This window comes from Amycolatopsis sp. NBC_00345 (genome assembly GCF_036116635.1).
Classification (GTDB): domain Bacteria; phylum Actinomycetota; class Actinomycetes; order Mycobacteriales; family Pseudonocardiaceae; genus Amycolatopsis.
The window spans coordinates 1390648-1411904 of the sequence record NZ_CP107995.1 but is presented as its reverse complement, the minus strand read 5'-3'; the positions used below and the strand labels follow the sequence as shown (position 1 = coordinate 1411904).

22 protein-coding genes are annotated in these 21257 nt (G+C 72.3%); 2 read left to right on the top strand and 20 right to left on the bottom strand.

The window, feature by feature from the left end:
• Positions 1-14 precede the first annotated feature (14 nt).
• Positions 15-2249, top strand: a complete 2235-nt coding sequence (gene katG / locus OG943_RS06430; RefSeq protein WP_328608757.1) for a catalase/peroxidase HPI — start codon at positions 15-17, stop codon at positions 2247-2249.
• A 294-nt stretch (positions 2250-2543) separates the two neighbouring features.
• On the opposite strand, the gene OG943_RS06425 is transcribed toward katG, so the two are convergent.
• From OG943_RS06425 to OG943_RS06375, 11 genes are all read right to left on the bottom strand, one after another.
• Positions 2544-3995, bottom strand: coding sequence for a DHA2 family efflux MFS transporter permease subunit (locus OG943_RS06425; protein WP_328608756.1), 1452 nt, complete (start codon positions 3993-3995; stop codon positions 2544-2546).
• A 99-nt stretch (positions 3996-4094) separates the two neighbouring features.
• Positions 4095-4745 (bottom strand): LLM class flavin-dependent oxidoreductase, encoded by a 651-nt coding sequence (locus tag OG943_RS06420; protein WP_442874692.1) that lies wholly within the window; start codon positions 4743-4745, stop codon positions 4095-4097.
• A 10-nt stretch (positions 4746-4755) separates the two neighbouring features.
• Positions 4756-6228, bottom strand: coding sequence for an adenylate/guanylate cyclase domain-containing protein (locus tag OG943_RS06415; protein WP_328612015.1), 1473 nt, complete (start codon positions 6226-6228; stop codon positions 4756-4758).
• A gap of 225 nt (positions 6229-6453) precedes the next feature.
• The gene (locus OG943_RS06410) at positions 6454-6876 is read right to left on the bottom strand and encodes a hypothetical protein (RefSeq protein ID WP_328608755.1); all 423 of its coding nucleotides are present in this window, start codon (positions 6874-6876) and stop codon (positions 6454-6456) included.
• Positions 6877-6970: 94 nt separating this feature from the next.
• Positions 6971-7564 carry a GTP pyrophosphokinase gene (locus tag OG943_RS06405; protein ID WP_328612014.1) on the bottom strand — a complete coding sequence of 198 codons (594 nt, stop codon included), beginning with the start codon at positions 7562-7564 and terminating at the stop codon, positions 6971-6973.
• A 115-nt stretch (positions 7565-7679) separates the two neighbouring features.
• Positions 7680-8324, bottom strand: a complete 645-nt coding sequence (locus OG943_RS06400; protein WP_328608754.1) for a TetR/AcrR family transcriptional regulator — start codon at positions 8322-8324, stop codon at positions 7680-7682.
• Positions 8325-8379: 55 nt separating this feature from the next.
• Complete coding sequence (locus tag OG943_RS06395) at positions 8380-9480, bottom strand: calcium:proton antiporter (protein WP_328608753.1); 1101 nt, start codon at positions 9478-9480, stop codon at positions 8380-8382.
• 152 nt (positions 9481-9632) lie between these two features.
• A complete protein-coding gene (locus OG943_RS06390; RefSeq protein ID WP_328608752.1) occupies positions 9633-10292 on the bottom strand; it encodes a response regulator transcription factor in 660 nt (219 codons plus the stop codon).
• The gene (locus OG943_RS06385) at positions 10289-11425 is read right to left on the bottom strand and encodes a sensor histidine kinase (RefSeq protein WP_328608751.1); all 1137 of its coding nucleotides are present in this window, start codon (positions 11423-11425) and stop codon (positions 10289-10291) included. Before OG943_RS06385 ends, OG943_RS06390 begins: the two co-directional genes overlap by 4 nt.
• 68 nt (positions 11426-11493) lie before the next feature.
• Entirely contained in the window at positions 11494-12048 is a 555-nt protein-coding gene (locus OG943_RS06380) for a DUF1453 domain-containing protein (protein ID WP_328608750.1), read from the bottom strand.
• Positions 12049-12088: 40 nt separating this feature from the next.
• A complete protein-coding gene (locus tag OG943_RS06375) occupies positions 12089-12763 on the bottom strand; it encodes a VC0807 family protein (protein WP_328608749.1) in 675 nt (224 codons plus the stop codon).
• Between the two features lie 332 nt (positions 12764-13095).
• On the opposite strand from OG943_RS06375, the gene OG943_RS06370 reads away from it, so the two are divergent.
• Entirely contained in the window at positions 13096-13875 is a 780-nt protein-coding gene (locus tag OG943_RS06370; protein WP_328608748.1) for a hypothetical protein, read from the top strand.
• 92 nt (positions 13876-13967) lie between these two features.
• Here the strand turns inward: OG943_RS06370 and OG943_RS06365 are convergent, their stop codons facing one another.
• From OG943_RS06365 to OG943_RS06325, 9 genes are all read right to left on the bottom strand, one after another.
• Positions 13968-14888: a hypothetical protein gene (locus tag OG943_RS06365; RefSeq protein WP_328608747.1), complete on the bottom strand. Its 921-nt coding sequence runs from the start codon at positions 14886-14888 to the stop codon at positions 13968-13970.
• A 13-nt stretch (positions 14889-14901) separates the two neighbouring features.
• Entirely contained in the window at positions 14902-15537 is a 636-nt protein-coding gene (locus OG943_RS06360; RefSeq protein ID WP_328608746.1) for a hypothetical protein, read from the bottom strand.
• Between the two features lie 90 nt (positions 15538-15627).
• A complete protein-coding gene (locus OG943_RS06355) occupies positions 15628-16683 on the bottom strand; it encodes a fatty acid desaturase family protein (protein WP_328608745.1) in 1056 nt (351 codons plus the stop codon).
• A gap of 90 nt (positions 16684-16773) precedes the next feature.
• Positions 16774-17124, bottom strand: coding sequence for a hypothetical protein (locus OG943_RS06350; RefSeq protein ID WP_328608744.1), 351 nt, complete (start codon positions 17122-17124; stop codon positions 16774-16776).
• A 153-nt stretch (positions 17125-17277) separates the two neighbouring features.
• Complete coding sequence (locus tag OG943_RS06345; protein ID WP_328608743.1) at positions 17278-17637, bottom strand: HPF/RaiA family ribosome-associated protein; 360 nt, start codon at positions 17635-17637, stop codon at positions 17278-17280.
• 28 nt (positions 17638-17665) lie between these two features.
• Entirely contained in the window at positions 17666-18409 is a 744-nt protein-coding gene (locus tag OG943_RS06340) for a GAF and ANTAR domain-containing protein (protein ID WP_328608742.1), read from the bottom strand.
• 37 nt (positions 18410-18446) lie between these two features.
• Complete coding sequence (locus OG943_RS06335) at positions 18447-19184, bottom strand: GAF domain-containing protein (protein WP_328608741.1); 738 nt, start codon at positions 19182-19184, stop codon at positions 18447-18449.
• The gene (locus OG943_RS06330) at positions 19181-19309 is read right to left on the bottom strand and encodes a hypothetical protein (RefSeq protein ID WP_328608740.1); all 129 of its coding nucleotides are present in this window, start codon (positions 19307-19309) and stop codon (positions 19181-19183) included. Before OG943_RS06330 ends, OG943_RS06335 begins: the two co-directional genes overlap by 4 nt.
• A gap of 228 nt (positions 19310-19537) precedes the next feature.
• A complete protein-coding gene (locus tag OG943_RS06325) occupies positions 19538-21169 on the bottom strand; it encodes a GAF domain-containing sensor histidine kinase (protein ID WP_328608739.1) in 1632 nt (543 codons plus the stop codon).
• Positions 21170-21257: the final 88 nt, after the last annotated feature.

The following is a 21257-nucleotide window of genomic DNA, read 5'->3' as shown; positions in this document are numbered from 1 at the left end:
CCGGAAGGATTTCTGTGTCTGACAGCCCTGACGCCGTCGTCGGCGAGAAGAACGAGGAGAGCGCGGGCGGCTGCCCGGTCTCGGCCGGACGCCTCGGCCACCCCACCGAGGGCGGCAGCAACCGTGAGTGGTGGCCCCACCAGCTCAACCTGAAGATCCTCCGGAAGCACTCGGCCGTGGCCAACCCCATGGACGCCGGGTTCGACTACGCGGCCGCGTTCCAGACCGTCGACCTCGACGAGCTGGCCGCCGACGTCGACGCGCTGCTGACCACGTCGCAGGACTGGTGGCCCGCCGACTTCGGCCACTACGGCCCGCTGATGATCCGGATGGCTTGGCACAGCGCGGGCACTTACCGCATCGAGGACGGCCGCGGCGGCGCGGGCGCCGGCATGCAGCGGTTCGCACCGCTGAACAGCTGGCCGGACAACGTGAACCTGGACAAGGCGCGCCGGCTGCTGTGGCCGGTCAAGAAGAAGTACGGCCGCAAGATCTCGTGGGCCGACCTGATGATCTTCACCGGCAACCGCGCCCTGGAGACCATGGGCTTCGAGACCTTCGGCTTCGCCGGCGGCCGCGCGGACGTGTGGGAGCCCGACGAGGACGTGTACTGGGGCCCGGAGCGCGTCTGGCTCGCCGACGAGCGCTACGCCGGTGACCGCGAGCTGGAGAAGCCGCTCGCGGCCGTCCAGATGGGCCTGATCTACGTCAACCCCGAGGGCCCCAACGGGAACCCGGACCCGCTCGCCTCGGCGCGCGACATCCGCGAGACCTTCAGCCGCATGGCGATGAACGACGAGGAGACCGTCGCGCTGATCGCCGGCGGGCACACCTTCGGCAAGACCCACGGTGCCGGACCGGAATCGCACAAGGGCCCCGAGCCCGAGGCCGCGCCGCTCGAGCAGCAGGGGCTGGGCTGGAAGAACGACTTCGGCACCGGCAAGGGCCGCGACGCCATCGGCTCCGGGCTGGAGGTCACCTGGACGCCCACCCCGGCCCAGTGGAGCAACTGGTTCTTCCACAACCTGTTCGAGTACGACTGGGAGCTGACCCAGAGCCCGGCCGGGGCGAACCAGTGGACGCCGAAGGACGGCAAGGCGAAGAACACCGTGCCGGACCCGCAGGACGGCAAGCTCAACCGCAGCCCGTCCATGCTGACCAGCGACCTCGCGCTCCGCTTCGACCCGGTCTACGAGCCGATCTCGCGGCGTTTCTACGAGAACCCGGACCAGTTCGCCGACGCGTTCGCCCGCGCCTGGTTCAAGCTCACCCACCGCGACATGGGCCCGATCCAGCGTTACCTCGGGCCGCTGGTCCCGCAGGAGGAGCTGATCTGGCAGGACCGCGTCCCGGCCGTCGACCACGAGCTGGTCGGGGCCGCCGAGATCGCGGACCTCAAGGCGAAGATCCTCGGCTCGGGCCTGACCGTCGCGCAGCTCGTCTCGACCGCGTGGGCGTCGGCCTCGACGTTCCGCGCCGGTGACAAGCGCGGTGGCGCCAACGGCGCGCGCATCCGCCTCGAGCCGCAGCGCGGCTGGGAGGTCAACGAGCCCGAGACGCTGGCGCAGGTGCTGGGCACGCTCGAAGGCATCCAGGAGTCCTTCAACGGCGCGCAGACCGGTGGGAAGAAGGTCTCGCTGGCCGACCTCATCGTGCTGGGCGGCGTCGCCGCGGTCGAGAAGGCCGCGAAGGACGGCGGCGTCGAGGTTCAGGTGCCGTTCGCCCCGGGCCGTACCGACGCGACGGAGGAGCAGACCGACACCGAGTCGTTCGCGCCGCTGGAGCCGTCCGCCGACGGGTTCCGCAACTACCGCGGCAAGGGCAACCAGCTCCCGTCGGAGTACCTGCTGGTCGACCGCGCGAACCTGCTGAACCTGAGCGCTCCCGAGCTGACCGTGCTCGTGGGCGGCCTGCGGGTGCTGGGCGCCAACTACCGGCAGTCGGGCGCGGGCGTGCTCACCTCGGCCCCGGGCACGCTGACCAACGACTTCTTCGCGAACCTGCTCGACCTGGGCACGGAGTGGAAGCCGGCGGAGGACGGCCCGAACCCGGAGACCTTCGAGGCCCGCGGCGCCGACGGCCAGGTCAAGTGGACCGGCAGCCGCGTCGACCTGCTGTTCGGCTCGAACTCCGAGCTGCGCGCCGTCGCGGAGGTCTACGCGAGCGACGACGCCAAGGAGAAGTTCGTGCGCGACTTCGTGGCCGCGTGGGACAAGGTGATGAGCAACGACCGCTTCGACCTCGGCTGAGACTGAGGCTGAGATCCGGGCCGGCCGGCCGTGCGCCGGCTGGCCCGCGCGGTTACCTCGGCCGCTGTGACTGTTTCCCTTGCACCGCAACGGAAACAGCCGCAGCGGCCGTCGTTCTTCTTCAGGCGGGATGACTCCTGGCGACGGTCGCGGCGAGGCCGTCGAGGATCAGGTCCGGGCCGAACGTGAACTCGCGCTCCCCCGGGTCCCCGTTGCGGCGCCTCACTTACGGCCACCGCTGAAGAACGGTGCGCCTCGGCAACGGCGGCAGTGTCCGTTGCCGAGGCGCACCGCTCAGGACTGCTCCGGCTCCGGCTCCGACGAGGTGCGAGTGGACCGCACCAGCCACGACATGCCGAAGGCCGCGACACCGATGCAGCCGGCCACGATGAAGGCGGCGTGCAGGCCCGAGGAGTCCGGGCTGGCGGCGGAACCGCCCGAGCTCGCGACCGTGGCGACGGTGACGAACACGGTGGTGCCGAGCGCGCCCGCCACCTGCTGCAGCGTCGAGAGGATCGCGCTGCCGTGGGAATACAGGTGGTCGGGCAGCACGCCGAGGGACTCGGTCATCAGCGGGGTCATCATCAGGCCCAGCCCGGCCATCAGCAGCACGTGGATGGCGATCACCGCGATCAGCGGCGAGCCCGGCCCGAGCGTGGTGAACAGCCACAGCGAGAGCGCCATGGCCGCCGAGCCCGGGATGACCAGCGGACGGGATCCGACCTTGTCGAACCACGCGCCGACCGGGCGGCCGAGCAGGCCGAGGACCAGCCCGCCGGGCAGCACGGCCAGGCCGCTCACCAGGGTCGAGGTGTGCAGCACGGTCTGCAGGTACAGCGGCAGCAGGATCGCGCCCGCGCCGATCAGGCACATGAACAGCAGCGCGGTCAGCACCAGCGCCACGACGAACCCGCGGTGCGTGAACGGCCGCAGGTCCAGCAGCGCCCGGTCACGGCGCTGCAGCCGGGTCTGGCGCCAGGTGAACACCACGAGCGAGACAGCGCCCACCACGATGGCCACCCACGGCGGCACGAACGGCTCCGCACCGCCGGACTCGCCGGCCGTGGACAGCCCGTACAGCACGCCGCCGAACCCGATCGCGGACAGCAGCACCGACACCACGTCGAGCGGCACCTTGCGGGTCTCGCTGCCGATCCGCAGCCGCACCGCGCCGACGACCAGCGCGGCGAGCGACAGCGGCAGCACGATCCAGAACATCCAGCGCCAGCCCAGCGAGGACAGCACCGCGCCGCCGATGGTCGGCCCGATGGCCGGCGCGACGGCGATGACGATGCTGATCGTGCCCATCATCGCGCCCCGCCGGTGCACCGGCACCAGCCGCATCACCGTGGTCATCAGCAACGGCAGCATCACCGCCGTGCCGCAGGCCTGCACGATGCGCCCGGCCAGCAGCAGGCCGAACCCGGGCGCGACGCCGCACAGCAGCGTGCCGAGGCTGAACGCCGACAGCGAGAAGAGGAACACGCTGCGCGGGCTGAACCGTTCGAGCAGGAAGCCCGTGGTCGGGATGACCACGGCCATGGTGAGCAGGAATCCGCTGGTCAGCCATTGGATGGTGGTCGTGGGCACGCCGAGGTCGGCGGTGAGGTCGCGCAGCGCGACGCTCAGGATGGTCTCGTTGAGGATCATCACGAAGGCCGATCCGACCAGCACCCCGATCAACAGCCCGGGCGCGGACGGCGCGCGCTCCTGGGCCGGTGAGGCGGCGTTCGTGGTGTGCGTCATGCGTGGGGCTCCTGGAGATCCGCGCCGGGGCGCTCAAGGGAAGAAGGGGGGCCGACGGGGTTCCCGCCGGCCGAATTGCTCACTTGTTCAGGGTACGGGTCACCACCGACAAAACGGTGCGACAACGTGACCGGGCCCGCAGTGACCCCACCGCCACCCGGTTCCGCGGTCACCGGTCCGGGCCGCACCGCTCAGCCGCCACCGGCGGTATCCGGCCGGACACTGTCCGATATGGACGGACAGGGTCCCGGCCGTGGCTTTCTTCCCGCTCCCGGCCGCGAAAAGCAGCTCAGCCGAGTTCGGCCAGCTGCGGGACGACCGGGGCCATGCCGTCGATCCAGGCGGCCGCGGAGCCGACGACCGGGTGATGATGGCGGTGTGCACGCCGATCCGGGCGTACGCCGCCATCTGGCGGACGAACTGGTCGCGGGTGCCGGGCTCCGGGCGCGGCTTCATGGCCGCGACGGTGACGCGGATCGTGCCGAAGTCGCGGCCGAGGTCGTCGCAGTGCCGGCGCAGCACGTCCAGCTTGTGCTCGACGTCGGCCGGCGACGTGGCGTACAGGTTGCCGAGCGCGCGGTGCTCGCGCTCGAACCAGGCGGCGCCGAGCACGGCCCGGCCGCCGGACAGCACGTCGAAGGTGGTGACGATTTTCGCGAGCAGTCCCGGGTGCCGGTAGGTCACGCCCGTGACCAGCAGGCCGAAGTCGATCTTCGAGGTGTGCGCGGCCAGGAAGGCCAGCCGGCGCAAGCGAGACCCTTCAGCCGGCCGGGACGGCGAGCACGGTCGCCTCGGTGCGGCCGCGCAGCGTCACCTCGCCGGCCGTCCGCCACCGCGCGCCCTCGTCCGCGCCCGCCGCCGCGACGGCCGTCCCGGACGCGACAAGCCGGCCCGGGACCTTTTTCGCCTGCTCGCTCAGCCGCGCGGCCTCGTTGACCGGGTCGCCGATCACGGTGTACTCGAACCGGCGCGGGTCGCCCACGTTCCCGGCGACCGCTTCGCCCGTCGCGACGCCGATTCCGGCCGCGCAGTCCGGCACCTCGCGGACGAGCCGCTCGGCGATCACCCGCGCCGCCGCGAGCGCGTGGGCCGCGTGGTCGTCCATCGCCGCCGGGGCGCCGAAAACCGCCAGCACGGCGTCGCCGACGAACTTGTTGACCAGGCCGTGGTGGCCGTCCACTTCGTCGACCACCACCGTGAAGAACCGGTTCAGCAGCCCGACCACCTCTTCGGGCGGCCGCGTCGCCGCCAGTGTGGTGGACCCGATGACGTCGACGAACAGCACCGACACCGTGCGCACCACCCCGCCCAGCCCGGCGCGGCCGCGCATCGCCTCGTCGGCGACCTCCTCGCCGACGTGGCGGCCGAACAGGTCGCGCATCCGCTCCCGCTCCCGCAGCCCGGCGGCCATCCGGTTGAAGCCGGCCTGCAGCAGGCCGAGTTCCGTGCCGTCGTAGACCGGGACCTCGGCACTGAAGTCGCCCCGCTCGATCCGGCGCAGCGCGTCCCGCACCGAGCGGATCGGCGAGACGGTCGCCCGGGTGGTGAACACCGTGATCAGCAGCCCGAAGCACAGCACCACCAGCCCGAGCGCGACGACGGAGACCACCAGCTGGGTCTTCGACACGTCCTCGCGCACCCACGCCAGCAACGCCGTGGCCACCAGCCCGGTGACCGGCACACCGGTGCCCAGGCACCAGAACAGCAGGCTCCGCAGGGTGACCCCGCCGATGCGCCGGTGCCCCGGCGTCGTGTCCGACAGCGCCCTGGCCGCGATCGGCCGGAGCGAGAATTCGCTCAGCAGGTAGGCGTTCGCGCACACGACCACGCCGGCCAGCCCGACGGTGAGCACCTCCGTCAGCACCGCGGCGGGCTGCAGCGCCAGGGCCAGCCCGCCGAACAGCAGCGTCGCCACGCCCCACAAGACGGCCTGCACCAAGGTCAGCCGCAGCGGCACCCGCGCCGTGGCGGCCCGTTCGGCCGGGGTCGGCGGGCGTTGCTGGATCACCCATCTGAGCGTCTTCAACGCGCCCCGGGTGCCCCACAGCGCGCCCACCACGACCGCGGAAACGACGTACACGGGCACAGCCACCGCCGTCGCCAGCACCAGCTCGGCACTCAACCCCGGCCCGGGCACCAGCAGGACCGCCAGCACGACGACCACCGCCGCCCCGATCACGTTGGTGGCGATCAGCGTCCCGGTCAGCAGCAGCTGGACCCGCACCCGCAGCATCCGGACGCCCTGGTCCACCGGCCCCAGCAGCCAGGACCCGAACGGCCGGCGTGTGCCCCGCCCACGAGCCGCCCGGCGGGCGCGCTCGGAAGTGGTGCTCGCCGCCGGGCCGGCGGGTTCGTCCAGGAGCGTCTGATCGTGATCCACCGGGCCGCCTCGTCCGCGCCGAGTTATTTCAGTGCACGACTGTACACTCAATCACGAACGCCCCCGAACCGGCCGGGGTCAGTGCTCGTCGCACTTGCGGGCGTACAGGGTGATCACCGCATGCACCGCGACCTTGGTGCCCGGCTTGGGATCCTGGCCGGTCTGGCACCAGTTGCGGTCGAGGATCATCGCCCGGTGCCGGCCGGTGGAGTCGACCTCGCGGAGGTTGTACAGGCCCGCGGCCTGCATGGCGTTCTGCGCGGCCTGGTGGTTCATGCCGGACACGTCCGGGACCACGATGTCGGCGCTCGCAGTGGGCGGCGGCGGTGGCGACACCGATGCCGCGGAGGGACCGGCCGTATCGGTGACGGTCTGGGTGGCTGTCACGGCCGTCGTCCCGCTCGTGCCCGATCCCGGCTGCGCGCCGCACGCCCCGGCCAGCGAACCGAGGACCACCACCCCGATGCCGACGCCGAGCCTGACCTTCACGGACCTGTTCACGTGCTCCCCCGTCCCTCGCCGACCCGGCCGCACCCAGCATCCCAGCCGTCCGGCGAATCCACCAGTCCACAAAGGACTATTACAGCGGGGACTATTACAGCGGGGCGACCAGGTTGCTGGTGCCGCGCATGCGCTCGTGCAGCTGCTGCATCCGGGTGTCCAGCTGCGCGGCCACGACCGCGGTGCTGGCCAGCTCGCCGGCGAAGTCCTCGGGCAGCTGGTCGGTGTACTTGTAGAACAGCTTGTGCTCCAGGGTGGCCCAGAAGTCCATCGCGATGGTGCGCAGCTGCACCTCGACCTTGACCTTCTCCACCCGGTCGGACAGGAACACCGGGATCCGCACGATCAGGTGCAGGCTGCGGTAGCCGTTGTCCTTCGGGTTCGCCACGTAGTCCTTGCTGCGCACCAGTTCCACGTCGTCCTGGCCGGTCAGCATCCGCGCGACGTGGTAGACGTCGGAGAGGAACGGGCAGACCACGCGCACACCCGCGATGTCGTCGAGCTGCTCGGTGATGGTCCCGGCGTCGGTGGCCAGCCCGCGCCGGCGCAGCTTCTGCCCGATGGCTTCGGGCCGCTTGACCCGGCTGCTGATGTGCTCGATCGGGTCGTGCCGGTGGGCGAAGTCGAACTCCTCGCTGAGGATCCGCAGCTTCGTCATCAGCTCCTCGATGGCGAACTTGTAGACCATCAGGAACCCGGCGGGCACCGTGAAGCCGTCCGTGTCCCGGTCGCCGTCCACCGCGGAGCCGGACTCCCTCGTTGTCGCCATCCCCTGCACTTCGTCCTTCATTCCGGTGTCTTGATCACTGCTTTTCCAACGCGCACGACCCTAGCGCGGTTCCCGCCAGCAGGTCCGCCAGCGCCCGCCGGATGGCGGCGACGTCGATGTCACGCGTGACAGCTGCTTCGTCCGGCCGCTCGTCCAAAGGCGGTTCGACGCCGAGGAGGGCGCGAAAGAGCCGCGGGTACACCGTGCGGCCGAGGAGTTCGCGGGCCAGATCGTCGGCGGCGCCCGGTTCGAGGTCGAACGACTCCCCGACGAAGGACGCGAGGCGCTCCTGTGGCGTCGCGAAGATCGCGTCGTAGTAGCGGGCCGCCGCCTCCGGCAGGCGCTCGGCCTCGGCCATGCTCAGCCGACAGGTACGGAGCGCCGAGCGCCACAGCAGCAGCTGCAGCAAGCGGCCGCAGAACAGCACGGTCGCCTCGGTCGCGTCCTCGGCGTAGTCGCGCGGGGTCTTGAGCTGCTCGAAGTAGAGCTCGCGCACCAGGTCGAGGACGGCGAGGAACAGCTTGTCCTTGCTCTCGAAGTGCGCGTACAGCGAGCGCTTCGAGGTTTCGGCCCGCGCGGCCACGACGTCCATCGACGCGCGTTCGAAGCCCATCTCGATGAAGACGTCCTTCGCCGCCCACAGGATGTGCTCCCGCAGCGCGTCACCGCGTCGTGCCATGCGTCTCTCGCCCTCCCGAAACTGACCGGTACGGGCGAGTTTACGTCGGCGCCGGTCAGGGCAGCGCCGCGAGGAACACGAACGCCGCCAGCAGCACCAGGTGCACGCCGCCCTGCAGCCGGGTGGCGCGGCCCGGCACGACGGTCAGCACCCCCACCACGACGGTGATCACCAGCAGCACGATCTGGGTGGGGTCCAGCCCGAGCTGCAGCGGCCCGGAGAGCCAGATGGACGCCACCGCGATCGCCGGGATGGTCAGGCCGATGCTGGCCATCGCCGAGCCGAGCGACAGGTTGAGGCTCACCTGGACGCGGCCGCGGCGGGCGGCGTTGGCCGCGGCGAGCGTCTCGGGCAGCAGCACGAGCAGCGCGATCACCACCCCGACGAACGACTGCGGGAACCCCAGCGCGGCCACCCCGGACTCGATCGCCGGCGACTCCACCTTCGCCAGCCCGACCACCGCGACCAGCGCCACCAGCAGCAGCCCGAGGCTGGTCAGCGCCGCCTTGGTGGTCGGCGGCGCCACGTGCTCCTCTTCTTCGAGCACCTCGCCTTCGTCGTCGACCGGCAGGAAGAAGTCGCGGTGCCGCACGGTCTGGGTGAGCACGAACATGCCGTACAGCAGGAGCGAGGCGATCGCGGCGAAGGCCAGCTGCGTGGGCGAGAACTCCGGTCCCGGCCGGGCGGCGGTGAAGCTGGGCAGCACCAGGCAGAGCGTCGCCAGCGCCGCGACGGTGCCGAGCGCGGAGCCCGTGCCCTCGGCGTTGAACACGGTCACCGGGTTGCGCCACGCGCCCACCAGGAGCGACAGCCCGAGGATCCCGTTGCAGGTGATCATCACGGCGGCGAACACGGTGTCACGGGCCAGCGAGCCGGTTTTCGGGCCGCCGGAGATCATCAGCGTGATGATCAGCGCCACCTCGATCACCGTCACGGCGACGGCCAGCACCAGCGACCCGAACGGCTCCCCCACCCGGTGCGCCACGACCTCCGCGTGGTGCACCGCCGCCAGCACCGCGGCCGCCAGCACCACCGCGACCACGACCACCGGCAGGGTCCCGAGCGTGCGGCCCCAGGTCAGCAGCAGCGCGACGACCGCGATCGCCGGCGCCAGCGTTGTCCAGCTGAGCCACGGAGAAGACTTCCGGGAGGTCATCGCTGCAGCTTCGCAGATCTCCCGGTCCCCCGCCTCCGCACGCGGATCCGCCCCAATGTGGCGTTCGGTGCGTTGGACGCACCGAACGCCACATTGGGTGCGTTGAGCGCAACCAACGCCGCATTGGGGCGCATTCCCGGCGGCCGCCGCCGTCAGTCCTGGCGGCGGTACCCGCCCGGCTCGGCCGTGCTCAGCGCGTAGCGGACGGCGTCGGCGCGGGAGTGGAAGCCCGCTTTGGCGAACAGGTTGTTGATGTGGGTCTTGACGGTGGCCTCGCTGATGAACAGCCGTCCCGCGATCTCCGGGTTGCGCAGGCCCTCGCCGATCAGGCCCAGGATCTCGCGTTCGCGCGCGGTGAAGTCGAACCCGGGCTCCTCGCCCCCGCGGGACCGGCGCGTCGCGAGGGAGAGCAGGCGGCGCTGCACCTCCGGGGCCAGCACGACCTGGCCGGCGCCCGCGCTGCGCACGGCCTGCTCGATCTTCGCTCGGTCGGCCTCCTTGGTCAGGTAGCCGCTCGCGCCGGCCTCGAGCGCGGCCAGGATGGACTCGTCGTCGTCGAACGTGGTCAGCACCACGACCTGGACCGCGGGCTGGGCGGCCTTGATCCGCCCGGTCGCCTCGACGCCGTCCATCACCGGCATGTGCAGGTCCATCAGCACCACGTCCGGCTCGTGCCGCGCGACGGCCTCGACCGCCTCGCCCCCGTGGGTGGCGGTCGCGACGACGCTGATGCCGTCGGCGAGGTCCAGCATCACCGCGAGCGCCTCCCGCACCGAGGCCTGGTCGTCCACGACGACAAGCGAAAGAGTCACTTCGGTATCTCCAGTTCGACGATCCAGCCCGTGCCATCCGTGCCGGGACCGGTCCGCAGCGTGCCGCCCAGCAGCGCGATCCGTTCCCGCATGCTCACCAGCCCCATGCCGCCGCCGACCGCGAGGCCCGGGCGGGCCTCCCGCGTGGCGGGGCCATTCGCGACGGTCAGGCCGACCGAGCCCGGGGTGTACCGGAGCGTCATCGAACGGTCCGCGCCGGGGGCGTGTTTCGCCGCGTTGACCAGTGCTTCCTGCGCGGCCCGGATCACGGCGTGCGCGACCTCGGTCGGCACCGGCCACTGCTTCCCCGTCACCTCGAGCGGGACGGAGTCCCCGATGGCCATCAGCTCCAGCGTCCGGCTCAGCGGCAGGGAGTCCTCACGCAGGGCCTCGATCGCGTGCCGGGTCTCGGCGATGCTGTCGACGGCCAGCGCGCGGGCCCGCCGGACGGCGAGGTTCGCCTCCCCGTCGCGGCCCTTGCCGTGCAGCGCGTCGGCCAGGTCCAGCTGCAGCGAGATGCCGGACAGCGAGTGCCCCAGCACGTCGTGGATCTCGCGCGCGATCCGGCCGCGCTCCAGCAGCGCCACCTCGCGCGCTTCCGAGCGGAACGCCCGCTCCGCGTTCCGCACCGCGTCCTGGTGGTTCTGGCGGGAGATGCCGAGGTAGACCGGGGCGACCACGGACAGGCCGAGCCACCACGGCCAGGCCGAGCCCAGCGGGTGGATGTCCTCGACCAGCCAGACGGCGGCAGCCGTGGTGACGGCGCCGGCCGCGGCGACCAGGACCGCCGTGCGGCGGGAGGCGAGCTTCTCGCCCACGACCGCCGACGCGATGAACGCGAAGGCCGGCGCGATCGTCGACTGCGCCAGGGGCAGCAGGATCGCCGAAAGGACCGAGAAGGCCAGCGTCAGGCCGACCTGGCCGGCCACGGGAATCCGGGCCCAGGAGAAGAGGCCGACGGTCGCGAGCAGCACGACCGCGGCGAACAGCGTGACCGCGAGCGCCGGGGAGACCAGCGGGCGGGTGGCGAACTGGAACGAGGTGACCAGGACCAGCATGGCGAAGACGAACGGCCGGAGCAGGTCCTCGACGCTCCGGCCGGGCCGCGCCCGCGGCGTCCGCACCTGCTCCATGGCCGTCCTCGATGTCGTCTCGGTCGTTTCACACCCTAACGACCGGGTGCCGCCCCGCAGGCCGGGAGTCAGTCTCGGCCGCGGTGGGAGAGCTGCCGCTGGAGGTCGTCGAGCCACGGCGAGGTCCGGTGCGGCGCACCGTCCCGGCCCTGGGCCCAGATGACCTGGTCGCCGGTGCGCAGCGCGCGGGCCAGCACCACCACGCCCTCCAGCAGCATGCCGACGCCCACGGTCAGGAACATCGTGTTGCCGAGGGCCGCCGCGCCGCTCTTGTCGATCGCGCCGAGCAGCAGGTTCGCGCCGAACTTCACCCCGATGTTGCCGACCCACAGCGCGATGGTCACGGCGGTGTAGCGCATGAAGACGATGCCGTCGCGCCGCGGCAGCTTGATGCTGATGCCGCGCAGGGCGCCCAGCGCCGCGCTGATCAGCACGGTCCCGATGAGGAACAGCAGCGCCGTCCCGGAGTGGGTCAGGTCGTCGAGGTTGCTCAAGCCGACGATGATCAGGATCGCCGGCAGGATCAGCATCCGCTTCGCCTCGGCCGGCTCCCCGGCCAGCCGGCGGATGAGCACGTAGGCGATCACCGCGATGATCAGCACTACTTGCAGGGTCCCGTTCATTTCCTTGCTCCTGTCTTCTGGGGTGGGCGGGCCGGGCCGGTCAGCGTGCGGCCGGGGCCGGGGCCGCCCGCTTGGCCGAGCGGATGGTCCAGAACAGCAGCGCGGCGATGACGCCGATCAGCAGCACCTGCGACAGGTCGGCCGCGACGTTCAGCGGCAGCACGTAGATGGCCAGGATCCGGAGGGCGGACTCGGCGAGCAGCCCGAAGCCCCAGACCAGGGAGATGCGGTACCAGCGCCGGCGCATCGGCGGGGTCTGCGCGGTCGCGGCGAACTCCGCCTGCCGCCCCGACGACACGGCCATCCGCTTGGCCGCGTAATAGACGAGCGGGCGGCCGATCACGCAGCTGCCCACCATGACCAGCCCGGCGGCGGCCGACGTGGCCGAGTCCTTGGCCAGCATGAAGCGGACGTCACCGGTCACGAAGGTCAGGACCAGGCCCACGCCGAACATGATCAGCAGGAACAGGGCGAACGGGTCGAGCTGACGCTGCCGGAGCGCGACCCAGATCACCCGCGCCCCCGACACCACCGTGCCGGCGAGCAGGGCGACGTAGGTGCTCGCCCCGAACATCTGCGCGACGAAGTACACGATCACCGGGGGGCCGAAGTCCCAGAAGAAGGTCTTCAGCATGGTCTTGGTCGCCGGGTTCCGCAGCGCCCCGCCCGTCTGGCCCTCGGTGCGCCCCGCTACCTCTTCAGTGGTGTCAGCCACGGGAAGATCCCTTCGCTTGGTGGTTTCCACGGGTTCGCACCCTTGCGACTGTCCTTTTCGGATGATCGCGATCCGGGGTGTTTCCGTCATGGGAGTAACGCTAGGGATCCGGGCCTCGCGAGTCGTGCGCCCAGCGCTGTATCCCGGGTGGAGAACCGTCTCCACCCAGGCGGCCCGGGAGGTGGAGCGAGCGTCATGGGCAGGCCCCCTCGACCCCGCCCCGGCGCCCGTTATCACCCTCAGCGAGCACGATCAGTAACGAATCACCGTTATGGGCGATACCCGATCGTGCCCCGGGGGAGTACTCGGGCCTTCACGAACGGATTTCCCACATGATTCGTCTGCGCCTGATCCGAGCACGCCCGATTCGAGCACGCCTGATCCGAGCCCGCCCCGGTGTGCTCGCCGCCGCCGGAGCCGTCGCCGTCCTCTGCACGGCCTGCGCCGGCTCGCCCACCAGCGGGGCGCCGGCCCCGGGCCCCGCCCCGGCCGCCTCGTCGTCCGCCACCCCGGCCGTGCTGGAAGCGTCGAAGGTCGGCACCTCGGTGAGCGAGGCCGCGAAGCAGGCCTCCTCGGTGCACGTCTCGGGCACTGTCTCGGAGAGCGGCACCGTCAAGCTCGACCTGAAGCTCAGCAAGGACGGCGCGAGCGGCACGGTCGACAAGGACGGCGTCGCGGTGCCGGTCCTGCGCGTCAAGGACAAGTACTTCTTCCGGTTCACCGACTCGCTGATCAAGGAGGCCGGGATCCCGGCGTCCTCCAGCGTGGTGAAGCAGCTCAAGGACAAGTGGGTCCCGTCGACCTCCCAGATCGGCGCCGGCATCGGCGACGCCTTCAAGGAGTTCCTGGACTACACGACCTTCGTGGACGGCACCGTCGGCGCTCTCGGCACGACGACCTTCAGCGGCGGCGAGAAGAGCACCGTCGACGGCGCCTCGGTGCTGAAGTACACCAGCTCGGAGGGCACCGCGTACGTCGCCGCCGACGAGCCGCACTACCTGCTGCTCCTGCAGGCCGCGGACAAGGGCACGATGAACTTCAGCGACTGGAACAAGCCGGTCACCGTGAGTGAGCCGCCGAAGAGCGAGATCTACTCCGGCCCGGGCGCCTGAGCACTCCGGCCAGAACACCCGGGCGAGCCGCGCTGTGCGGCTCGCCCGGTTCTGTTTCCGGCGCCGGGGGTGCGGGGCTTGGGGCTTGGGGCTCAGCCAGGGGTGCCGAACCGCAGCAACGCGTGGGGGAGGCCGGGCAGCGCCGCCGTCTCGGCCACCGCGCGCGCCCGCGGACCGGTGATCACCTCGGTGCCGAAGCCGGACGCGGCGGCCGAAAGCCGCGCCTGGTGCACCGCGGCCCCGGCCAGGACGTAGTGACGGCGCGCGGCGCCGTTCGTGAGCACCAGGACCGCAGACTCGCCGGAGGCGGGCGCGAATGGCCACTGTGGACGGACCAGTGCCGGCTCAGTCGCTGACCACGCGCCGTCGCCCACGCTCGCCGGCTCGGTTACCGGCCACGCGCCATCGTCCACAATCGCCAGCTCGGTTACCGGCAACACGCCGTCGCCCACAATCGCCAACTCGGTCGCCGGCCACGCGTCGTTGTCTACGACTGCCAACTTGGCCACTGGCAATGCGCTGACGTCCGCGATCGCCAGCTCGGTCTTCGGCCGCGTGCTGTCTTCCACAATCGCCAGTTCGGTCTCCGGCCAGGCGCTGTCGTCGACGATCGCCTGCAGGGCGGCGGGTGGCGCGGGCGTCAGGACGGTGCCCGGGGCGGTGAGGTCCCGGATCGCCGCGTAGCGCCGCCAGTCCTGGTCGGCCGGTGAGCTGCGGCCGACCACTCGCAGGACGGCTAGTTGTCCTGGCGTTCCCGGGAATTCGGCGACGAGGTCGTGGCCGAGGACCCGCAGGACCGTCCACGCCGCCGCCAGGGCCGCGCCACAGCGGTACAGCGCCGCGCTGTCGAGGGCTTGCCCGCCGGGCGGCTCGCGGAACACGACTTCCTGGTCGCCGAGGTCGACGGCCCACGGTCGCGGCGTGGCCCGTGCCAGGGCGTCGTGCAGCACCGCGCGGCTGCTGTCGTTCCAGGCCAGCGGTCTCACGGTCGCCCAGGCGTCGAGTTCGGTCATGGCCGGTGCACCGTCAGCCGCCGCTGGTGAGGAAGCGTCGGGGGTCGCTGCCGGCGCGGGCACCGCTGTCGAGCCAGCGGGCGAAGCCGAGGCTGTCGCGGCGTTCCAGCTCGTCGAGGTACTCCTGCCGCTGCACGACGACCCGTTGGCGAGTCGGCTCGTCGACGGCCCGCAGCAGTTCCAGGTAGCTCCGGCGCCAGGCCACGCACAGCTCGTCGGTGGCGAGGTCCGCGGCCACGAGCGGCGGCGGGACCACCGAGAAGCGCGCGGGGGGCACCTCGGCCCGCGCGGGCCGAGGTGCCTTCGCGGCCGTGGAACGCCATCCGGCCCAGGCCACCACGGCCAGGAGCAGCAGCGTCGAGCTCACGGCCGTGGCGGCGCCCGCGACCGCGACCAGGCCGGTGACCGCCAGGCAGAACGTCAGGCACAGCGCCGCCGCCGCGGTGCCGGCCCACCAGGCGGGCCGCCGGGACCGGGTCACGAACCGGTTCTCCGGCAGGTGTTCGGCGCCCTGCCAGGCGATCAGGCCGACCGCCCCGGCCAGGAGCACCCAGCCGGCCAGCGCGCCGGGCGGGATCGCCACCAGCCCCACGGCCCCGAAGGCGACAGCCAGTACGACAAGAACGGTGACGACGGTTCGAGTGAGCATGGCGCTCCTCAGCGTTCGGGTCGAGGCCGGGATCGGCGGGGTGGCAACGGTGGGGCGAGAGCGGTGGGGCCAGAAAGGCGCGGCAGCCGGCTAGGACCGTGACCGTGCGGCGTCGGCGGCGCGCAGTGGTGCGCCCACCTCGTGCAGGTGGCGCAGGATCTGCCGGTAGGACGCCAGCAGGCCGCCCTGGCTGTAGCTGATGCCGTGCGCGGCGCAGAACTCGCGGACGAGCGGCTGGGCACGGCGCAGGGTCGACATCGGCATGCTCGGGAACAGGTGGTGCTCGATCTGGTAGTTCAGGCCACCGAGGGCGACCACCACCCAGCGGCCGCCGTTCACGTTGTGCGACGTCAGCACCTGCCGGCGCAGGAAGTCCAGCTGGTGGCCCTCTTCCAGGTGCGGCATGGCCTTGTGGTTGGGCGCGAACGAGCATCCCATGTAGACACCCCACAGGGCCTGGTGCACCGCGATGAACACGAAGGCCTGGCCGACCGGCAGGACCAGGAACACCGCGGCCAGGTAGCCGCCGATGTGGACGGTGAGCAGGCCGGCCTCGAGCCGCCGGGCCCGCATTCCGCCGTGCCACACCGCCTTGATCCCCGACCAGTGCAGGTCGAGGCCCTCCAGCAGGAGCAGCGGGAAGAACAGGAACGCCTGGTACTTCGCCATCCAGCGCAGGAATCCCGTCCGGCCGCGGCCCTGCGGGGCGCTGAACGCGAGCGCGGGCATGTCGATGTCCGGGTCGGCGCCCTCGACGTTCGGGTTCGCGTGGTGACGGTTGTGCTTGCCGACCCACCAGCCGTAGCTGAGCCCGACCAGCCCGGCCAGTCCCGAGCCCACCGCGTCGTTGGCGCGGCGGCCCCGGAAGATCTGCTTGTGCCCGGCGTCGTGGCCGAGGAACGACAGCTGCGTGTACGCCACGGCCAGCAGGACCGCCGTGCCCAGCTGCCACCAGGTGCCGCCGAGCAACGCGAACAGCACCCAGGCGCCGCCGAACACCAGCAGGGTCACCCCGCCCCGCAGCGCGTAGTAGTACGGACGGCGGCGCAGTAGCCCGGCGGCCTTGACCAGGTCGGACAGCTCGGCGTAGTCACTGCCCCGGGTCCGGCCCGGCTCCGGCGGAGCGGCGGGTACGACGTAGTCCATTGTGGACCTCCGTGTAGAGCGGGGTGCCGGGCGCCTGCCTCGGCCGGGCACCGCGATGGATGCGGTGGGCGCGGTGGTCGGTCCGGGGTGTCAGGGGGAGATCGCACGCGGCGCCGGGGGCGGGTGTCCCGTCCGGGCCTCGTGGCCGAGACCGGACGGTCTCAGCCGGAGCACCTGCGGCGTCTCGGGAATCGAGTGCCGGTTGTCGCGGCGGATCTTGGCGCCCGGCCGCGCAACCGTGAAGGTGTCGCGGCGGACCTCGGCCACGCCGCGGGTGGCGCCCGGCCACACGACCGCAAAGGTGTCGTCGCGGATCCTGGCGCGCGTGGCGCCCCGCCGCACAACCGCGAAGGTCCCATTGGTGTCGCGCCGGAAAGCCCATTCGGCCGGGCCGTCCCACCCGCGCAAGAGAAGCCGTTCGATGACCAGGGGCCGGGTCATGGGCTCGCAGGGCTCGGCCAACGCGAGTTTCGCTGAATTCTCCCCATGTCCGGCCCTCCTCGGTCATCGGCGGCCGCAGGGCGGCTCGATCGGTGTCACCGAGGTCTGGGGTCTTGACCGAAGCCTACGCCTGCCGCCGGCGGGCGAGCGGTTTTACCGCGGATCGCCGGTCGGACTGTGACGGATGGAGTCGCCGCCCTTGCGGTGGTCCGTCCGGCCGTACTTGCTTTCGAGCAGGCTTTCGAGCTTGCGCACCGCGCCGCCGACCGCCTCGTTCACCGAGCCGGCGTGGTGGGTGACCGCGACCGGCGGGCGGCCGGCGGGCCGGGCTTCGATCACGCAACGCCGGTCCATGCCTTCGGCCTCGGTGGCGATTTCGTCGCCGAGGTGGACTTCGAGCCGGGTCAGGTGGTCGCTGAACCTCGACAGCGCCGACCGGAGCTCGGCTTCGACGTACTGGTTCAGCTCGTCCCCGCCGTGCACGTTGTTGTCGCTGCTGATCTGGACTTCCATGGTTTTCCCTTCGAAGCCCCGATCCCGGTCAGCGCTTGCGCGCCGCCGAACGGGTCAGCACGACCCTCGGATCGAGTTTCCGGTCGGCGAGGGCGCGAGCGACCTCGCTCAACCGGGAGTTGGTGCCGCGGGCGTAGTCACGCAGGACGGTGAAGGCGTCGTCCATGGCCAGCCGGCCGACCACCGCGAGCACGCCCTTGGCCTGCTCGATGATCACCCGGCTGTTCAACGCGGTCTGCAGCTGCTCGGACAGGATCTCCCCGCGCCGGATGGCCCGCTCCTGCAGGATGCCGATGGTCGCCGTGTCGGCCAGTCCTTGCGCCAGTTCGAGGTCGTCGGCCCCGAGCTCACCCGTGTGGTGGCCGAACAGGTTCAGCGCGCCGATGGTCTGCTTCCGCAGCCGCAGCGGCAGCGCGTGCACCGAGGCGAACCCGTCACGGGCCGCCTCGACCGCGAACCGGGGCCACCGCGCGGACTGCGCGGCGATGTCCGCGACCAGCACCGGCGCCTGGCCGGTGAAGCACTCGACGCACGGTCCCTCGTCGATGTTGAGCTGGAACAGCTCGATCAGCCGCGCCTGCTCGGTGGAGGAGGCCAGCACCTGCAGGCTGCCGCGCTCGTCGACCAGCGTCAGCCCGGCCGCGGCGACGTCGAGCAGCGTGACGCACTGCCGGACCAGGGTGTGCAGCAGGTCGGCGATGTCGTAGTCGTCGACCAGCGTGTCGGCCAGCGCGACGAACGCCCGGGTCACCTGCCGTTCGCGATCGGCCATGCCTGCCATCACCTGAATTCTTCCTCGCTGTCTTCACTCATAGTGGTCCCCGGTCCGGGTCGCCGTCCAACGACAGCCGCCCGGCGACGATGTCGGCGGCGACCTCGGCGAGCGGACGGCCGTGGCCGAACGCGTACGCCCGCATCCGCGCCAGCGCGGCGGCGGCCGAAACGTCCAGCTGCACGATCAGCATGCCGGTGGCCTGGTGTACCTCCCGGTGCCGCATGCCCGACGCCGTGAGCCACGGCCCGCCGCCGTCCAGCCAGCTCGCGCCCCCGGCCTGCAGCCCCGACAACGCGAGCGCCGCCACGTCGGCCACCCGCAGTGCCGTGGCGAGCTCCGCCGGGGTGAGGGAGCCGGGAGTGGCGCGGTAGGTGTCCAGGGTCGCCACCCGGACCGCGCCGATCTGCAGCGGGAAGGTGAACAACGCCGCCACCGGGTGCCCCGCCGCCTCGACGGCGAACATCGGCCAGCCGGACACCAGCCCGGCCGCGAGGTCGGGCACCAGCACCGGGCCGCCGGTGCGGTGGGCCTCGAAGCACGGGCCCTCGCCGAGCGAGAACTGCAGCTCCGCCAACACGGTGCTGACCGTGTCGCTGGCGTAAACCAGCTCACGCTGGCCGGCGTCGGCCATCACGGACACCGCGGCCCCGTCCACCGGCAGCAGCCGGACGCAGGCGCGGCACACCCGCCCGACGGCGTCGACCCCGCCGGCGGCGCCGCCCTCGCCGAGCGCGGCCAGCACACTCGCCCGCAGTACCTCGACTTCGGTCACCGGGCGCCGGGGACTTCCGCCGTGCGGCCGGTCCGCGTGCCCCGGGACCGGGCCACACAAATGCCCCCGGTCGCGCTGACGTCGTCGCGCGGCAGGCCGTGCGACGGTGCGGCGGTGGTCGGCATCGGCGACATTCCCTTCGGCGGGCCGGGAATCCGGTGGTAGCGGCGTAGGCGTCCCCGCCGCGGTCCGGAGCCGGCGCCGTGGGGGCGCCATGGGAACGATGTACGTCCAGTGTGTCACGGCACCGGTGTGGTCACCAGCGCCGGGACCGGCCCGGCCGGTGCGATGCCGCCAAGAACCCGGCCCGCGCGTTCTCGCTGTTGTCGTCGATCCGTTGCCGCCGAACGGGTTCAGGGCACCGGCACCGTCCACACGAGACGGGTCCCGCCGGACTCCCGGCGCTCCACGCGGAATTCCCCGCCCGCCTCGGCCGCCCGCTGTTCGAGGTAACGCAGCCCGCTGCGCACGACGGCCGGCGGGAGGCCGGACCCGGTGTCGGAGACGTCGATGACGAGGTTGTCGTCCAGCGACACGGTGATGGCCAGTTCGGCCGCGTTCGCGTGCCGCAGCACGTTGCTGACCGCCTCCCGGACCACCGCCTCGGCGTGCTCGGCCAGCCCGGCGGGCACCCGGTCGAGCGCGCCGGAGATCCGCACCGTGGTCCGGATGTCCGCGTCGCCGGTCGCGTCGCTGACGGCGTGCTGCAGGCTCGCGCGCAGGCCCTGCTTCCGGCCCGGCGCGGCGTGCAGGTCGAAGATCGCGCTGCGGATCTCCTCGATGACCTCCTGGAGCTGCCCGATGTGCTGGGTGAGCCGCTCGGCGACGACCGGTGAGTCCGTGCGCCGGTGGGTGCCCTGCATCGACAGGCCCACCGCGAACAGCCGCTGCACCACGTGGTCGTGCAGGTCGCGGGCGATCCGGTCGCGGTCCACCACCAGCGCCAGCTCACGGCGCGCGGACTGGCTCTCCGCGTCCCGCAGCGCGAGCGCCGCCTGGTCGGCGAACGCGGACACGATCTGCAGCTGGCCCTCGTCGAACCGCGCCGCGCCGGGCGCGCGGACGGCCAGCAGCACGCCGGCGGTCGACTCCCCCGACCGCAGCCGCACCACCAGCGCCGGCCCCAGGCCCGGGCCGGCGCCACCGGCCAGGTCGAACTCCAGGCGCGGCACGTTGCGGGGCACGTGGTCGCGCAGCACGGCGCCGGAGGTGGACCCGTCGAGCGGGATCCGGCGGCCGGTCAGCGCATCGGAGTGCGGGCCGGCGCACACCGTCACGACGAGGGCGCCGGACGGCTCGACGGGCAGCGCGATCAGCGCGTCGTCCGCACCGGTGAGCTCGACCGCGCGGCTCGCGACCAGCCGCAGCACCTCGACCACGTCGGTGCCGCTCAGCAGCGCCGAGGAGATCTCGCCGGTCGCCTCCAGCCACCGCTGCCGGTCGCGGGCCTCCTCGTGCAGCCGCGCGTTGTCCACCGCGATCGCGGCCGCCCCCGCGAGCGCGACGATCGCGCGTTCGTCGTCCTCGGTGAACCCCGGCCCGGACCGCTTGCCCGCCAAGTACAACCGGCCGAGCAGGACACCGCGGGCCCGGAGCGGGGCGCCGAGGAAGGACCGCACCGGCGGGTGGCCCGCGGGCAGCTCGACCGGGCCGACGTCGTCCAGGCGCAGCGGGGCGTCGCCGATCGCGCCGAGCACCCCGTGCCCGGCCGGCGGCGGCCCGAGCAGGTCGCGGGCCGCGTCGTCCAGGCCCGCGACGGCGAACTCGGTGGTCGTCCCGTCCTCGTCGAGCACGGCCAGCGCGCCGTACCGGGCGTCGACCAGGTCCGCGGCCGTGGCCACGATCCGGCCGACGGTGTGCTCAAGCTCGGGGCGCGCGGAGAACGCCAGCACGGCCGAAAGCAGCGCGTCCATCCGGGCGCGCGCCGACGCGGCCTCGCCCCGGTCAGGGGGCGGCCCGGCCGGCCGGGAATCGGCGTCGGCCATGGGCCCACCCTCGCACACCGGACTGGCTTCAGGCCCGCTCCGCCACCGCGGGCTCCCCTGCCCGTTCCGCCCTGAAGGCCACCTTCAG

Bases quoted from the DNA above. Each gene is read 5' to 3' on its own strand.
- OG943_RS06425 (WP_328608756.1), bottom strand. From the start codon at position 3,995: ATGACGCACACCACGAACGCCGCCTCACCGGCCCAGGAGCGCGCGCCG.
- OG943_RS06415 (WP_328612015.1), bottom strand. From the start codon at position 6,228: ATGCTGCGGGTGCGGGTCCAGCTGCTGCTGACCGGGACGCTGATCGCC.
- OG943_RS06405 (WP_328612014.1), bottom strand. From the start codon at position 7,564: ATGGTCTACAAGTTCGCCATCGAGGAGCTGATGACGAAGCTGCGGATC.
- OG943_RS06400 (WP_328608754.1), bottom strand. From the start codon at position 8,324: ATGGCACGACGCGGTGACGCGCTGCGGGAGCACATCCTGTGGGCGGCG.
- OG943_RS06395 (WP_328608753.1), bottom strand. From the start codon at position 9,480: ATGACCTCCCGGAAGTCTTCTCCGTGGCTCAGCTGGACAACGCTGGCG.
- OG943_RS06385 (WP_328608751.1), bottom strand. From the start codon at position 11,425: ATGGAGCAGGTGCGGACGCCGCGGGCGCGGCCCGGCCGGAGCGTCGAG.
- OG943_RS06380 (WP_328608750.1), bottom strand. From the start codon at position 12,048: ATGAACGGGACCCTGCAAGTAGTGCTGATCATCGCGGTGATCGCCTAC.
- OG943_RS06370 (WP_328608748.1), top strand. From the start codon at position 13,096: ATGATTCGTCTGCGCCTGATCCGAGCACGCCCGATTCGAGCACGCCTG.
- OG943_RS06365 (WP_328608747.1), bottom strand. From the start codon at position 14,888: ATGACCGAACTCGACGCCTGGGCGACCGTGAGACCGCTGGCCTGGAAC.
- OG943_RS06360 (WP_328608746.1), bottom strand. From the start codon at position 15,537: ATGCTCACTCGAACCGTCGTCACCGTTCTTGTCGTACTGGCTGTCGCC.
- OG943_RS06355 (WP_328608745.1), bottom strand. From the start codon at position 16,683: ATGGACTACGTCGTACCCGCCGCTCCGCCGGAGCCGGGCCGGACCCGG.
- OG943_RS06350 (WP_328608744.1), bottom strand. From the start codon at position 17,124: ATGACCCGGCCCCTGGTCATCGAACGGCTTCTCTTGCGCGGGTGGGAC.
- OG943_RS06345 (WP_328608743.1), bottom strand. From the start codon at position 17,637: ATGGAAGTCCAGATCAGCAGCGACAACAACGTGCACGGCGGGGACGAG.
- OG943_RS06340 (WP_328608742.1), bottom strand. From the start codon at position 18,409: ATGGCCGATCGCGAACGGCAGGTGACCCGGGCGTTCGTCGCGCTGGCC.
- OG943_RS06330 (WP_328608740.1), bottom strand. From the start codon at position 19,309: ATGCCGACCACCGCCGCACCGTCGCACGGCCTGCCGCGCGACGACGTC.
- OG943_RS06325 (WP_328608739.1), bottom strand. From the start codon at position 21,169: ATGGCCGACGCCGATTCCCGGCCGGCCGGGCCGCCCCCTGACCGGGGC.